Source organism: Streptomyces sp. Tue6028 (assembly GCF_002300165.1).
GTDB lineage: Bacteria > Actinomycetota > Actinomycetes > Streptomycetales > Streptomycetaceae > Streptomyces > Streptomyces siamensis.
Map to the genome: position 1 here is coordinate 25,465 of NZ_MLCE01000025.1, position 14,728 is coordinate 40,192.

Sequence of the window (14,728 nt, forward strand, 5' to 3'; positions counted from 1 at the left end):
CGGTGCCGGTCCGGGCGGCCCCGGGGTGAGACCGGGCGAGTACCCGCCTCAGCCCCGGTTCAACTCGAACCAGACGACCTTTCCGGTGCTCAGCCGTGTCGCGCCCCACCGCCTGGCCAGCCGGTTCACCAGATACAGCCCACGGCCGCCCTCGTCGGTGGCGCGGGCCTGCCGCAGCCTGGGCAGCTGCGGCACGTCGTCACCGACCTCGCAGCGCAGGACGTCGGTCCGCAGCAGCCGCAGCGTCACCGGCCGTGACGCATAGCGCACGGCGTTCGTCACGACCTCGCTGACGAGCAGCTCCACCGAGTCGGTCAGCTCCTCCAGGCCCCACCGCGACAGCGCACGCCGGGCCAGCTTGCGGGCCCGCCCCGGGGCGGCGTCCTCCGGCTCCAGGAACCAGTACGCGACGTCGCTCGGCGCGATCCCGTCGAAGCGGGCGGCGAGCAGCGCGATGTCGTCGTCCCGGTCGCCCGGACCGAGCATGTCGAGCACCTCGTCGCACAGCGCCTCCAGCGGCGGCGGGTGGTCGGGCCCGGTCAGCTGCGCCGTGGCGGCCAGCCGCTCCCGCAGCTGCTCTATGCCGGTCCACACGTCCCTGAGCCGGGACTCGACCAGACCGTCGGTGTACAGCAGCAGCGTCGCCCCGGCGGGCGCGTCCAGCTCGACCGCCTCGAAGTCCACGCCGCCCACACCGATCGGGGCGCCCGGCGGCACCCGCAGCACCTCGGCACGCCCGCCCAGATGCAGCAGGACCGGCGGCGGATGGCCGGCGTTGGCGATGGTGATGCGGTGCGAGACCGGGTCGTAGACCGCGTACAGGCAGGTCGCCATGCGGTCGGTGCCCAGCCGCTGCGCCTGCTCGTCGAGGTGGTGCAGCACCTCCTGCGGCGGCAGATCGAGCCCCGCCAGGGTCTGCGCGGTCGTCCGCAGCTGCCCCATGATCGCCGCCGACGTCATCGAGTGCCCCATGACATCACCGACGACCAGGGCGACCCGGCTGCCCGGCAGCGGGATCGCGTCGTACCAGTCCCCGCCGACGCGCGCCGTCTCGGCGGCGGGCAGGTAGCGGCTGGCCAGCCGCACACCCGTGGGCCGCGGCAGCGTCTCGGGCAGCATCGTGCGCTGCAGCTCGTCGGCGATGTACGCCTCCCGCCCGTACAGCACCGCCTTGTCGATGCCGAGGGCGCTGTGCGTGGCGAGCTGCGCGGCGACCAGCAGATCGTCCGCCTCGAAGGCGAGACGCTCCGGGCGGCGCAGGAACAGGGCCGCGCCGATCACCCTGCGGCGCCCGCGCAGCGGGGCCAGGATCGCGCGCTGCCCGCCGGGCACCACCAGATCGTCGCCGAGCAGCTCGGGCAGCGCCGCCCGTGCGGCGGGCGCGTCCGCGAACACCGGGCGGACACCGCGCAGCACCTCGGCGAGGGCACCGCCCGGGCGCACCTCGCACAGCTCGGCCGTCATCGCCGACAGCTCGCTCGGCTCGGGCCGCAGCGCCGGCGTGAAGCCGCCGTCGGTGTCCCGCTCCTCGGGAATCCGGTCGGTGCGCCGCAGACGCAGCACGAGGGGCCCGGTGGGCCGCTCGTCGCCGACGGGCAGCGGGTCGCGCAGATAGACGAGGATCGCGTCCGAGAACGTCGGCACGGTGGCCCGGCACAGACCCATCACGATCTCGTCGAGGTCGATGCCGCGCGCGATCCTGCGGGTCGCGGCGCCCACGAAGCGCAGCCGGTCGCCGTCCCTGCGCATCGGCATCGGGCCGCCCTGCGGCAGCGTCTGCCCGGTGCGCCGCTCCTTGGCGCCGGGGGCGCGCGGCGGGCGGTCCTGCTCCGCGGCCGGCTGGGCCGGGATGCCCTCCGGTGCGGGACGCGGGCGGTGCGCGTCGGGTTCGGTCGCCGACGGCTGGGAGTGTTCGGAGCCGGAGGAGGCGGGCGGCGGTGTGGACGCGCCGGTGCCGGAGGAGCCCGACGACGACGTCATGTCGACGTCGGCCGAGACCTGCCCGGAGGCGCGCCGGCTGCACGGCGTGGCGGCGGCCGGTCCCTGGGGCGCGTCGCCCGTGCGGGCGGACTGGACGGGTAACGCGGAGGCACCCGGCAGGGACGACGACTGTTCCGGGGTACGCAGGAGTGCCCCGCGGGGGTCCGCGGGGGCGGGCGGCCGGCCGGCACCGGGCTGGCGGCGCTCGTGCGAGGTGGGGTACTCCGTCACGCGTGTCGAATCCATCCGTCCGGGGCTGCGCGCCGTGCGTGCAGTTCGTCCCGCAGCCCCGATACCCGGAATGTGTGCCCCGGGAACGGAATCTGCGCGTCGTCGGGGTCGGGCCCGAGGGTGAGCACGGCCGCGGCCGTGCCGGGGACGGGCCGCGCCGACCGGAGCGCCGTGCGCGACACCGCGTCAGGCAGCCTTGCGGGCCGCGCGGATGACGCCGTGCCGGACGACGCCGACAGGGAAACCGTACGCGACCGCGCGCCGGACGCCGACGGCAGCGCCGCGCGGGACGCCGCTCCGTCCGGTCCGCCACGGGCCGCGCCGCCGTGCCCCTCGTACCGCTCGCTCACGTCCTGCCGCCCCTCGATGACATATGGTCAAGCCCGGCTCGTACTGCGGGAGTTGTTGCTGCGGTGCGCCCTTGCGGAAGACGATCCTACGGTTGTACCACGGGGGCGCATCAAGGGTCTCATGAGGACACGTGCGCGGGCGTACGGTCCCAGTCATCGGGCAGGAAGGGAACCGGCCAGGACGGATCCGGCCGCCAGTGCTGCCATCCGTCCGAGAACGGCGCACCCCACGACGTGATCACGTCCACGGCCGACCAGCCCGCCTCCCGCACGCGCGCGGCCAGTTGAGCGTCCATCAGACCGGCCCGCTGGGCCATCGCGAACTCGTCCTCGTCGAGCCAGCGCCAACTCCGGTCCGGGTGCACGGAGATGTCCAGGAAGTGGTCCTCCGAGTCGACCCCGCCCTCCCAACGGGCCAGCGGCGCCTCAAGATTCACGTACCAGTTCTTGAAACGCCAGCCCGGCTCCCAGAACAGCCACACCGACCAGGCGTCCCCGGGTCGCGCCAGCTTCAGCACCCCGGTGCCGAACCAGCGGTCGCGCAGCACCGAGCGCGGCTTGGTGTAGCGCGACTCGAGCGGCTCCCCGTGCACCGGCGTGCCGTCGGCCAGCACCGGCTTCACGCACTCCGTGCCCGGGGCCATCCACACGGCGAGCAGCTCCGGGTCGTCGCGCACGACGGTCACCGGACGGCAGATGTGGAAGCGCGCGCCGGCGTTCTCCCGGTACCGCCACAGGATGTGACTGCCGGGGGTCCAGTGCTCCGCCGGCCCGCCCGCTCCCACTCGTCTCACCGCTCCACCGTCTGCCATGAACAGATATTAGGTGCCCCAGGCATACGACGCTGCGGCACGCGTCACGGTTCTCGTCAGCGGACTCAGGACGTAACCGCCACGTCATCCGGCGTCCGCGGGGAGGCGGGAGCCGTCACGGGCGCGTCATCCGCAGGACATCCAGCGCCTCGTCCAGTTGCTCCAGGGTGAGGTCCCCGCGCTCCAGGTAACCCGACTCCAGGACCACCTGGCGGATCGTCTTCCGCTCCGCCAGCGCCTTCTTGGCGACCTTCGCGGCCTCCTCGTACCCGATGTACTTGTTGAGCGGCGTCACCACGGACGGTGACGACTCGGCGTACTCGCGGGCCCGCTCGCGGTGCGCGACGATCCCGTCGACGGTGCGGTCGGCGAGCAGCCGGGACACATTGGCGAGTAGCCGGACCGACTCCAGGACGTTCCTGGCGATGACCGGCAGCATGACGTTGAGTTCGAAGTTCCCGGCCGCTCCGGCCACCGCGACCGTGGCGTCGTTCCCGGTGACCTGGGCGGCGACCATGAGCACGGCCTCCGGGATGACGGGGTTCACCTTCCCCGGCATGATCGACGATCCGGGCTGGAGGTCGGGCAGGGCGATCTCGGCCAGCCCGGTGCGCGGCCCGGAGGCCATCCACCGCAGATCGTTGGCGATCTTCGTCAGACCCACCGCGACGGTCCTGAGCTGCCCGCTGGTCTCGACGATGCCGTCCCGCGCGCCCTGCGCCTCGAAGTGGTCGCGGGCCTCCGTCAGCGGCAGCCCCGTGGCCCGGGCCACCTCCGCGATGACAGCGGCGGAGAACCCCGGCGGCGTGTTGATCCCGGTCCCCACGGCGGTGCCGCCGAGCGGCAGTTCGGCGAGCCGCGGCAGCGAGGCGCGCAGCCGCTCCACCCCGTACCGGACCTGGGCCGCGTACCCCCCGAATTCCTGCCCCAGCGTCACGGGTGTCGCGTCCATCAGGTGCGTGCGCCCGGACTTCACGACGTCGGCGAACTCCCGCGCCTTGCGCTCCAGCGCGGTCGCCAGGTGTTCCAGCGCGGGGATCAGGTCCCGGGTCACGGCCGCGGTCGCGGCGATGTGGATGGAGGAGGGGAACACGTCGTTCGACGACTGGGACGCGTTCACCTGGTCGTTGGGGTGCACGTCCCGGCCGAGCCGCTCGCTCGCGAGCGTGGCGATGACCTCGTTGGTGTTCATGTTGGACGACGTCCCGGACCCGGTCTGGAACACGTCGACCGGGAAGTGCGCGTCCCAGCGGCCCTCCGCGACCTCGGCAGCGGCCTCCTGGATCGCCTCCGCGACGTCCTTGCCGATCACGCCCAGCTCGCCGTTCACCTTCGCCGCGGCGGCCTTGATCCGGGCGAGCGCCTCGATGTGGGCCCGCTCGATCCGCTGCCCCGAGATCGGGAAGTTCTCCACGGCGCGCTGCGTCTGCGCCCGCCACTTCGCGTCGGCCGGCACCCGGACCTCACCCATGGAGTCGTGCTCGGTCCGGTACGCGGTTTCCGCCTGGCCATCTGTCATTGACGACACCTCCATGGGGGACAGCATCCTGGACCCCACGGGTGTTCCCGTCGCGGCCGGTCAGCGGGGCGGGGGTGTTCGTCCGGGCGGACCAGTCGTACGCCACGGGCACGCCGCCCGTCCTGGACACGCGCACCCGCACATGCCGAAAGGGCCGCTCCGACGGAGCGGCCCTTTCGGTCGACCCCCGTTCGCGCAGGGCCACCCCCCGAGGAGCGGCCCTGCGCGAGCTCATGACGCCGGAGGCGTCGCGCGTCCGTCACGACGCCCAGGGCGTCCTACGCCAGGCCGGGGCCCCGGACCGGGATCGACGTGAACGTCGGCGCGGGCGCCGGGTCCTTGAAGAAGTCGTTGCCCTTGTCGTCGACCACGACGAACGCCGGGAAGTCCTCGACCTCGATCTTCCAGACGGCCTCCATGCCGAGCTCCTCGTACTCGACGACCTCGACCTTCTTGATGCAGTCCTGCGCCAGACGCGCGGCGGGGCCGCCGATGGAGCCGAGGTAGAAGCCGCCGTGGCTGCCGCACGCGTCCGTGACCTGCTGGGACCGGTTGCCCTTGGCCAGCATCACCTTGGAGCCGCCCGCCGCCTGGAACTGCTCGACGTAGGAGTCCATGCGGCCGGCCGTCGTCGGGCCGAAGGAACCGGACGCGTAGCCCTCGGGCGTCTTGGCCGGGCCCGCGTAGTACACCGGGTGGTCCTTCAGGTACTGCGGCATCTCCTCACCCGCGTCGAGCCGCTCCTTGATCTTCGCGTGCGCGATGTCGCGGGCCACGACGAGCGGGCCGGAGAGCGAGAGCCGGGTCTTGACCGGGTACTTGGTGAGCTCGGCGAGGATGTCGTCCATCGGCTGGTTGAGGTCGATGCGGACCACGTCCGACGACTCGTCCAGGTGCTCGTCCGTGGTGTCCGGCAGGAAGCGTGCCGGGTCGGTCTCCAGCTGCTCCAGGAACACGCCCTCGGCGGTGATCTTCGCGACCGCCTGGCGGTCGGCCGAGCAGGACACGGCGATCGCGACCGGGCAGGACGCGCCGTGCCGGGGAAGACGGACCACACGCACGTCGTGGCAGAAGTACTTGCCGCCGAACTGCGCGCCGATCCCGATCTTCTGGGTCAGCTCGAAGACCTTCTCCTCCAGCTCCTTGTCCCGGAAGCCGTGCCCGAGCTCGGAGCCCTCCGCCGGGATCTCGTCCAGGTAGTGGGCGGAGGCGTACTTCGCGGTCTTGAGCGCGTACTCGGCGCTGGTGCCGCCGACGACGATCGCCAGGTGGTACGGCGGGCAGGCCGCCGTGCCGAGCGAGCGGATCTTCTCCTCCAGGAATTTCATCATGGAGCCCTCGTTGAGGACCGCCTTCGTCTCCTGGTAGAGGAACGACTTGTTGGCGCTGCCGCCGCCCTTGGCCATGAAGAGGAACTTGTAGGCGCCGCCGTCGGTCGCGTACAGCTCGATCTGCGCCGGCAGGTTCGAGCCGGTGTTCTTCTCCTCCCACATGGTGAGCGGAGCCATCTGCGAATAGCGCAGGTTCAGGTTCTTGTACGCGTCGTAGATGCCGCGGGACAGGGCCGCCTCGTCGCCGCCCTCGGTGAGCACGTTCTGGCCGCGCTTGCCCATGACGATGGCGGTGCCGGTGTCCTGGCACATGGGCAGGACGCCCGCCGCCGCGATGTTCGCGTTCTTCAGCAGGTCCAGCGCGACGAACTTGTCGTTGGCCGATGCCTCGGGGTCGTCGATGATCCGGCGCAGCTGGGCGAGGTGGGCGGGCCGCAGATAGTGCTGGATGTCGTGGATGGCCTCTTCGGCGAGCTTGCGCAGCGCCTCCGGCTCGACCTTGAGGAACGTGCGCCCGTCGGCCTCGAAGGCGGAGACACCCTCGGAGGTCACCAGCCGGTAGGGGGTGGTGTCCTCTCCCATGGGGAGCAGATCGGTGTACGCGAACTCAGGCATCTCGCCCATTCCTCACTCGACAGACAGCGGCGTGCCTCCATTGGCAGCGCCCACCAGCCTAGAACCTGGCTCGGACGGTGAGCTTGTGAGGTAGGGCTCAGTTGCCCGACATCGCCCGACCGGGAGTCGTCCACACCCCGACAGGGCCTGTCCGGCAATTGCCGGACAGGCTCTAGTCGCGATCTATCGCGTTTGGGTACGCTGCTGTCGTGGACCTTCACAAGCGCCCCGACCCGACCGCCCCGACGGCGGCGAAGCCGACCGCGGCCACGGCCGTGCAGCCGTCCGAGCTCCGTGCCTCCGACGCCGACCGCGACCGGATCGCCGACATGCTGCGCGAGGCGCTCGCCGAAGGGCGCCTGACCGCCGAGGAGCACGCCGAGCGGGTGGAGGGGGTGCTCGCCACCAAGACCGTGGGCGAGCTCGACCGCTTCGTCCAGGACCTGCCCGCCGCCCACGCGGCCCGGGCGAACGCGGCGTACACCTCCGCGCCCAACCGCCCGGCCGCGGGCGCGATCCCGGTCGAGGCCGACGAGAACGTGGTGGCGGTCTTCAGCGCCGCGGTCCGCAAGGGCCGCTGGCGCGCCGGCCGCCGTATCCACGTGTACTCGATCTTCGGCAGCGTCGAGATAGACCTCAGCGAGGCGATCTTCGAGTACCAGCAGGTCGTGATCAAGGCGATTTCCGTCTTCGGTCACGTGGAGGTCCGCGTCCCGGAGAACGTCTCGCTCCGCGGCAATGGTGGCGGTGTGCTGGGCAACTTCGAAGTGGACACGCTGGATTCGGGCGATCCTCACGCGCCGGTCGTCTATGTCGACGGAATCGCCGTGCTGGGAAATGTCGAGGCACGACCCAGGCGCGGCAAGCTCGTCGCGGACATTCTCGACCGCGTGACCAGCCGCGTGAGCGAGCGTGCGGCGGACCGCGTCGACAGGGGTTTGCGCAAGCATCTGGACCGTTGACGCTTGTGAATTCAACGGCGTCCGCCGCGTATTGGTCCGATCCCAACAGCCGTGCCGCGCATGAGAATTCCAGGGCTTCGGAACTCAGTGCATAGGCACGCGCACAGCGGGTAGGCCTTGCTGCATCGTCTCTTGGAGGGCGCCGTGGGACTTTCCGCGGCGCCCGGCACGCTCGCGAAGCCGTCGTCAGGAGTAGACCGTGCTGCAACCGCCGCATCAGTCCCTGCAGGTAGCTGCCGTTCCGGCCCCGCGGGCGCCCGTGCGGGACAGGGATCAGGAAGCGCCATGGCACACGGAGGCCGTGTGCCGCCGAGACGAGGCCGGCCTGTTCTTCGCCCCCTCCAAGGAGCCCACCGCGGCCCGGCTCTCCCGTGAGGAGGCGGCCAAGCGAGTCTGTGCCCGCTGCCCGGTGATGGTCGAGTGTCGCGAACACGCGCTCCTGCAACCCGAGCCCTACGGCGTGTGGGGCGGCCTCACCGCCGCCGAGCGCCGTGTGGTGCTCGCCCGGCGTCGCCGCCGCGACCTCGAACTCAAGAAGGCCGCGCGTGCGACGGGGAGGATAGCGGCCGCCGGTTAGCCGGGGCCGTGACCGGGCGGCCCGCCCCCGCGGGCCGGAGCCGCCCGCCCGGTCCGCCGGACGTGAAAGAGGGCGCCCTCCCCGCACGGAGGGCGCCCTCTTTCACGTCTGTACGACCGCTCGGCGGGCCCGCAGACCCGCCTGCACCCGCCTCCGTACGACCGCCTGATCGCGCCCGTACGGCTGCTTCGAGTGCCGGGGCGGCGCCGGTCACCCGGCGCCGCTCATACGGTGGCGCTCACTTGGCCCGGTCGAAGTCGATCGCGCTGTACGCGCGCAGCTTGCTCAGCCGGTGCTCGGAGTTGATCTGGCGGACGGTGCCGGACTTGGAGCGCATGACGATCGACTCGGTCGTCGCCGTCTCGGAGCGGTAGCGCACCCCGCGCAGCAGCTCGCCGTCGGTGATGCCGGTCGCGACGAAGAACACGTTCTCGCCGGAGACCAGGTCACCGGTGGTCAGCACGCGGTCCAGGTCGTGACCGGCGTCGACGGCCCGCTGCCGCTCGTCCTCGTCCTTGGGCCACAGCTTGCCCTGGATCGTGCCGCCCAGGCACTTGACCGCACAGGCCGAGATGATGCCCTCGGGCGTGCCGCCGATGCCGAGCAGCAGGTCGATGCCGGTGCCCTCGCGCAGGGCCAGGATCGAGCCCGCGACATCGCCGTCGGAGATCAGCTTGATACGGGCGCCGGTCTCCCGGATCTCCTTGATGATCCCCTCGTGGCGGGGGCGGTCGAGGATGACGACCGTGACGTCCTCGGGGGTGACCCGCTTGGCCTTGGCGACCCGCCGGATGTTCACCGAGACGGGCGCGTTGATGTCGACGAAGTCGGCGGCCTCGGGGCCGGTCACCAGCTTGTCCATGTAGAAGACCGCGGACGGGTCGAACATGGTGCCGCGGTCGGCGGCGGCGAGTACCGCGATCGCGTTGGTCATGCCCTTGGCGGTGAGCGTGGTTCCGTCGATCGGGTCGACGGCGATGTCGCACTCGGGCCCGGTCCCGTCGCCGACGCGCTCTCCGTTGAAGAGCATCGGGGCCTCGTCCTTCTCACCCTCACCGATGACGACGACGCCGTTCATCGAGACGGTGGAGACGAGGGTCCGCATGGCCCGGACGGCGGCGCCGTCGGCGCCGTTCTTGTCGCCGCGGCCGACCCAGCGGCCCGCGGCCATGGCGGCGGCTTCGGTGACCCGGACCAGTTCCAGGGCGAGGTTTCGGTCCGGGGCCTCGGAAGGGACCTCGAGTTCGGACGGCAGATGATGCTCGGTCATCGGAGCGCACCTTTCTGATACGACGACGGCCGGATGAGGGTGTGTCCCGACTCTATCGTTAGGCAGACAAAATGAGCAGGGGGCCCCACGGATGAGCAGGCCAGGGCACCTGCGACGATAGGTACGTGGCAGGTATGAAAGGCAAGCAGTCGGTCCGGGACATGCTCATCTCCCTGGGCCTCATCGGGCTCATGGCGGGCATCATCTACATCTTCATCCCGCACGACGACTCTGAGCCTCCTCTCAAGCGTGTCGACTACCGTGTCGAGCTGCTGACGGCTCGCCGTGCGGCGAGCTATCCCGTGGCGGCGCCCGAGGGCCTGCCCCGGACGTGGAAGGCGACGTCGGTGCGGTACGACGGCTCCGAGTTCGACGCCTGGCACCTGGGCTTCCACGACCCCGACGGTCAGTACGTGGCGGTCGAGCAGTCCACTCAGAAGCCCGCCGTGTTCATCGAGACGGCCAGCCAGGGCGCCGAGCAGACCAAGGCCACCCAGCGCATCGGCGACCGGACCTGGGAGCGCTACGAGGGCGACCACTACGACGCGCTCGTGCTCAGGAGCAAGGGCTCCACGACCGTGGTGACCGGGACGGCGTCCTTCGACCGGCTGACGAAGATGGCGCAGTCGCTCGCCACCTCCTGAGCCCCGTGTCCGCGCGCCGTGCGCACCGAGACGGCGGAAGGGCCCCCGGCGACTGCCGGGGGCCCTTCTCGTGCACGTACGGGGTCGGTGTACGCGCACTACGTGCGGGGTCAGACGGTGGTGACGACCTGGTCGAGCTCCAGGCGCGGGGAGCGCGGGAACCAGGCGTCGTCGCCCGGGCGGCCGATGTTGACGATCATCAGCGGGGTGTGGTCGTCGTCCAGGAACTCCTTCTGGACGCCGGCGAAGTCGAAGCCGGTCATCGGGCCGGCGGCGAGGCCGGCGGCGCGGACGCCGATGATGAAGTACGCGGCCTGGAGGGCGGCGTTCAGCGCGGCGGCACCCTCACGGGCCGGGCGCTCGGAGTAGAAGACGTCCTTGGCGGCCGGGAAGTGCGGGAAGAGGGTCGGGAGCTCCTCGTGGAACTCGTTGTCCGCGGAGAGGATCGCGACCAGCGGGGCGGTGGAGGTCTTCGCCTGGTTGCCTTCGGCGAGGTGCTGCACGAGGCGCTCGCGGGCCTCGGGGGAGCGGACCAGGGTGATGCGCAGCGGCGACTGGTTGAAGGCGGTCGGGCCGTACTTGACCAGGTCGTAGATCGCCTGCACCTGCTCGTCGGTCACCGGCTCTTCGGTGAACGTGTTCGCGGTACGGGCCTCGCGGAACAGCAGGTCCTGTGCGGTGGGGTCAAGAACGAGGGACATCGAAAACCTTCTCGGTACGTGCGGTCGATCCGGGGGGATCTTCTTGCGGCACCGACAGTACGGCTTGGAGGTTTAAGTTTCAACCAAAAGCGGGGCGTGGTGATCCGCTTCACACGCCATGAAGTGATGAAACACCGCCTGACCTGGGCGGCAAGGCGGTGTCAGGGTGCCGGCCGGCGTCGTCCGTGACCGGACGCCGACGGACCCCGTCGGCGGTGATCACCCGGAGTCGGCGGCGGCGATCACTCGGAGTCGGCGGCGTCCTCCTCTTCCGCTTCCTCCTCGGCCAGGGCCGCGTCCAGCCGTGCCCGTGCGCCCTCGAGCCAGCGCCGGCACACCTTCGCCAGCTCCTCGCCCCGCTCCCACAGGGCGAGGGACTCCTCCAGGGTCGTACCGCCGGCCTCCAGGCGACGTACGACCTCGATGAGCTCGTCCCGCGCCTGCTCGTACCCGAGCGCCTCGTCCACCTTGCTGGTCATCCGCCCACCCTATGCATCGACTCGAACCGTGAATTCACCCTCGGCGACCCGCGCCCGCAGCGTCTCGTCCGCCGCGACCTCCTCCGGGTCACGCACCACGTGACCGTCGGCCTTCTGCAGCACCGCGTACCCGCGCTGGAGGGTGGCGGCGGGGGAGAGGGCCACCACGCGCGCGTGCGTGTGCGTCAGCTCGGAGTCGGCGCGGTCGAGGAGGTGGCCGAGGGTGCGCCGCCCGCGGTCCAACAGGGAGGCGACGTGGTCCGCCCGTTCGTCGACCATCCGGTGCGGGTCCTCTATCGACGGCCGGGCGAGCGCGTGCGCCAGGCCGCGCTCCTCGCGATCGATCAGGGACGCCACGCAGCGCCGCGCCCGGTCCCGTAGGAACCGCACCCGTTCGTACTCCTCGCCGACGTCCGGCACGACCTTCTTGGCGGCGTCCGTCGGGGTCGACGCGCGCAGGTCGGCCACATAGTCGAGGAGGGGGGTGTCGGGTTCGTGCCCGATCGCTGACACGACGGGCGTCCGGCACGCCGCGACCGCCCGGACGAGCTGTTCGTCGGAGAAGGGCAGCAGGTCCTCCACGCTGCCGCCGCCGCGCGCCACGATGATCACGTCGACGTCGTCGAGGGCGTCGAGGTCCTTCACGGCCTGCACCACCTGCGGCACCGCGTGGACGCCCTGCACGGCGACATTGCGGACCTCGAAGCGGACGGCGGGCCAGCGGTGCCGCGCGTTCTCCAGGACGTCGCGCTCGGCCGCGGACGCGCGCCCGCACACCAGCCCGACGAGCTGCGGCAGGAACGGCAGGGGCTTCTTGCGCTCGGGCGCGAACAGTCCCTCGCCGGCCAGGGACTTTTTCAACTGCTCCAGCCGGGCGAGGAGTTCGCCCACGCCCACCGGCCTTATCTCGGCGGCCCGCAGCGACAGCTGTCCCCGCGGCGCGTACCACTCGGGCTTCGCGTGGACCACCACACGGGCGCCCTCGCTGACCACGTCGGCGACGGCGTCGAACACCTGGCGGTAACAGGTCACGCTCACCGAGATGTCGTGCGACGGGTCGCGCAGCGTGAGGAACACGACGCCCGCACCCGGGCGCCGCGACAACTGGGTGATCTGTCCCTCGACCCACACGGCGCCGAGCCGGTCGATCCATCCCCCGATGAGCCGCGACACCTCTCCGACGGGCAGCGGGGCGTCCGCGGACGTGTTGAGAGCCATGCGCCCGAGCGTAACGGCCACCACCGACAGCGCCCCTGGTATCCCCACCGGCGGCGCCCCGGCCCGACCGGAGGCAATCCCCGCGCCATCCGCCCCTGGACCGCATCCCTCGACGACCCGCGCCCCGCCCACGCGCGGAGGGGGCGGTGCTGGTGAATGGGCCGCGCGCCATCCGCCCCTGGACCGCATCCCTCGACCACCCGCGCCCCGCCCACGCACGGAAGGGGCCGTGCCGGTGCATCAAATGCCCGTTGCGGACGGCAACACGAACCCACCGCACTGAGCCACCGGACCACACAAGGGCTGCGACGGGCGGATCACCGGCACGGCCCCGACCCACCCACCGGCAGTCGCCGGCAGCGGACCGCCAGGACTCACCCACGGCACGGCCTCCGCAGGGACGGCACACCGCCCCGCACAACGACTGCGACGGGCGGATCACATCACCGGCACGGCCCCGACCCACCCACCGGCAGTCGCCGGCGGCGGATCGCCAGGACTCCCGTCGGCCCAGGCCGGAGCCGGGTCGTCACGGCCGACCGGGCGAACCGTCCGAGGACCCCCGGAGCGTGCCCGGCGGGACGGGAACCCCCGGCTCCGCGCGCCCCCGCTGCACGAGCAGGACGACCAGCCCCACCCCCAGCCAGACCGCCCCCACCACCTGCGCCGTCCCCGACGCCTCGACGATCACCGCGACGGTGACGGCCGCGCCGACGACCGGCACGAGGACGTGCCGCCACCACACCACGGGCCCGTCCCGGCGGCGTACCGCGAACCAGCCCACGACGCTCGCGTGCAGCAGCGTGAACGCGGTCAGCGCGCCGATGTCCACCACGGACACCAGCTTGTCCAGGCCGTCGTCGCGCCGCGCCGCCCAGACCGCGGCCGCCAGCGTGACGACCGCCGCGCACAGCAGGGCCGGCCGCGGCCCACCGGACTCCGTCCGGGCGAGGATCCGCGGCAGCCGCCGGTCGCGGGCCATCGCGAAGAGGAGCCGGCCGGCCGCCGCCTGCCCCGCGAGCGCCGCGAACGCCGCCCCGATCGCCTTGCTCACGGCCACCACGTTGTGCAGCCACGCACCGACCGAGGAGTCCACGGCGTCGTAGAAGGCCGAACCCTGCTTCCCGGGATCGGCGGCCAGCTGCGCGGACGACAGCGGCTCCAGCAGCGCGGCCAGATACGTCTGAGCGACGAACAGCACGCCCGCCAGAGCGAGGCAGAACAGCACCGCGCGGGCCACCTTCTCCGAGCCGCCCGTGACCTCCTCGGCGAACGTGGCGATCGCGTCGAAGCCCAGGTACGACAGGACCGCGACCGAGACGGCACCGACGACCGCCGACAGCGCGAACGCCCCCTGCGCACCGTCACCGGACAGCGGGGAGAGCCAGCCGCGGTGGGCCCCGTCCCGCCCGAGCACCACCACCGCGGAGACGACGAAGACGAGCAGGACCACGATCTCCATCGCGAGGACCAGGAACCCGACCCGGGCGGCCGTCCGCACCCCCCACAGGTTCAGCGCCGTGGTCACGACCACGGCCAGCGCCGTCCACACCCACCGGGAGACCCCCGGGACCAAGGCGTTCATCGCGATCCCGGAGAAGAGGTAGGCCACCGCGGGGATGAGCAGATAGTCGAGCATCACCATCCACCCGGCGACGAACCCCGCGCTCCTGCCGAGCCCCGCGCGCGCGTAGGCGAACACCGACCCCGCCTGGGGGACCACACGCACCATCTGGGCGTAGCTGAAGGCGGTGAACGCCATGGCGACCGTGGCGACGACGTAGACCAGCGCGACGGCGCCGTGCGACTTGGCGTCGAGGGTCCCGAAGACACCGACCGGCGCCATCGGCGCGATGAACAGCAGTCCGTAGACCACCAGATCGCGGAATCCGAGGCTGCGCCGCAGTCCCTGCTCGGCGCCGGCGGCGTCCGCGGCGGTCCGCGTGTCGGACATCGTCTCTCCCGAGGGTCGCGCCTGTCCCACCCCTCCCGGCTCCCCACCAGTCTCCCCAAGGAGGCGATCTCCGACCCGCCGGACG

At 72.0% G+C, this 14,728-nt stretch carries 12 protein-coding genes; 3 read left to right on the forward strand and 9 right to left on the reverse strand.

The window, feature by feature from the left end; genetic code table 11:
• Positions 1–48 precede the first annotated feature (48 nt).
• The 4 genes from BKI49_RS24230 to BKI49_RS24245 all read right to left on the reverse strand — a co-directional run bounded on the left by BKI49_RS24230 (position 49) and on the right by BKI49_RS24245 (position 6,838).
• Positions 49–2,226 carry an ATP-binding SpoIIE family protein phosphatase gene (locus tag BKI49_RS24230; protein ID WP_179332557.1) on the reverse strand — a complete coding sequence of 726 codons (2,178 nt, stop codon included), beginning with the start codon at positions 2,224–2,226 and terminating at the stop codon, positions 49–51.
• Between the two features lie 454 nt (positions 2,227–2,680).
• On the reverse strand, positions 2,681–3,373 hold the full coding sequence (fomD, locus tag BKI49_RS24235; RefSeq protein ID WP_095936401.1) for a cytidylyl-2-hydroxypropylphosphonate hydrolase: 693 nt from the start codon (positions 3,371–3,373) through the stop codon (positions 2,681–2,683).
• 115 nt (positions 3,374–3,488) lie between these two features.
• Positions 3,489–4,892, reverse strand: a complete 1,404-nt coding sequence (locus tag BKI49_RS24240; protein WP_095936402.1) for a class II fumarate hydratase — start codon at positions 4,890–4,892, stop codon at positions 3,489–3,491.
• 278 nt (positions 4,893–5,170) lie between these two features.
• Positions 5,171–6,838, reverse strand: a complete 1,668-nt coding sequence (locus BKI49_RS24245) for a fumarate hydratase (protein WP_179332558.1) — start codon at positions 6,836–6,838, stop codon at positions 5,171–5,173.
• Between the two features lie 209 nt (positions 6,839–7,047).
• On the opposite strand from BKI49_RS24245, the gene BKI49_RS24250 reads away from it, so the two are divergent.
• Positions 7,048–7,800 carry a DUF1707 SHOCT-like domain-containing protein gene (locus BKI49_RS24250; RefSeq protein ID WP_095936404.1) on the forward strand — a complete coding sequence of 251 codons (753 nt, stop codon included), beginning with the start codon at positions 7,048–7,050 and terminating at the stop codon, positions 7,798–7,800.
• Between the two features lie 199 nt (positions 7,801–7,999).
• Entirely contained in the window at positions 8,000–8,377 is a 378-nt protein-coding gene (locus BKI49_RS24255) for a WhiB family transcriptional regulator (protein WP_095936405.1), read from the forward strand.
• A gap of 238 nt (positions 8,378–8,615) precedes the next feature.
• Here the strand turns inward: BKI49_RS24255 and glpX are convergent, their stop codons facing one another.
• Complete coding sequence (gene glpX, locus BKI49_RS24260) at positions 8,616–9,647, reverse strand: class II fructose-bisphosphatase (RefSeq protein WP_095936406.1); 1,032 nt, start codon at positions 9,645–9,647, stop codon at positions 8,616–8,618.
• A 125-nt stretch (positions 9,648–9,772) separates the two neighbouring features.
• Here glpX and BKI49_RS24265 point away from each other — a divergent pair, with 125 nt between their 5' ends.
• Positions 9,773–10,291: a DUF4245 domain-containing protein gene (locus BKI49_RS24265; protein ID WP_095936407.1), complete on the forward strand. Its 519-nt coding sequence runs from the start codon at positions 9,773–9,775 to the stop codon at positions 10,289–10,291.
• Between the two features lie 110 nt (positions 10,292–10,401).
• Here the strand turns inward: BKI49_RS24265 and BKI49_RS24270 are convergent, their stop codons facing one another.
• The 4 genes from BKI49_RS24270 to BKI49_RS24285 form a co-directional block, all read right to left on the reverse strand.
• Positions 10,402–10,992: a malonic semialdehyde reductase gene (locus BKI49_RS24270; RefSeq protein WP_095936408.1), complete on the reverse strand. Its 591-nt coding sequence runs from the start codon at positions 10,990–10,992 to the stop codon at positions 10,402–10,404.
• A gap of 242 nt (positions 10,993–11,234) precedes the next feature.
• Positions 11,235–11,471, reverse strand: a complete 237-nt coding sequence (locus BKI49_RS24275) for an exodeoxyribonuclease VII small subunit (protein WP_095936409.1) — start codon at positions 11,469–11,471, stop codon at positions 11,235–11,237.
• Positions 11,472–11,480: 9 nt separating this feature from the next.
• Positions 11,481–12,689 carry an exodeoxyribonuclease VII large subunit gene (gene xseA / locus BKI49_RS24280; protein WP_095936410.1) on the reverse strand — a complete coding sequence of 403 codons (1,209 nt, stop codon included), beginning with the start codon at positions 12,687–12,689 and terminating at the stop codon, positions 11,481–11,483.
• 529 nt (positions 12,690–13,218) lie between these two features.
• Positions 13,219–14,643 (reverse strand): APC family permease, encoded by a 1,425-nt coding sequence (locus BKI49_RS24285; RefSeq protein WP_095936411.1) that lies wholly within the window; start codon positions 14,641–14,643, stop codon positions 13,219–13,221.
• Positions 14,644–14,728 lie beyond the last annotated feature (85 nt).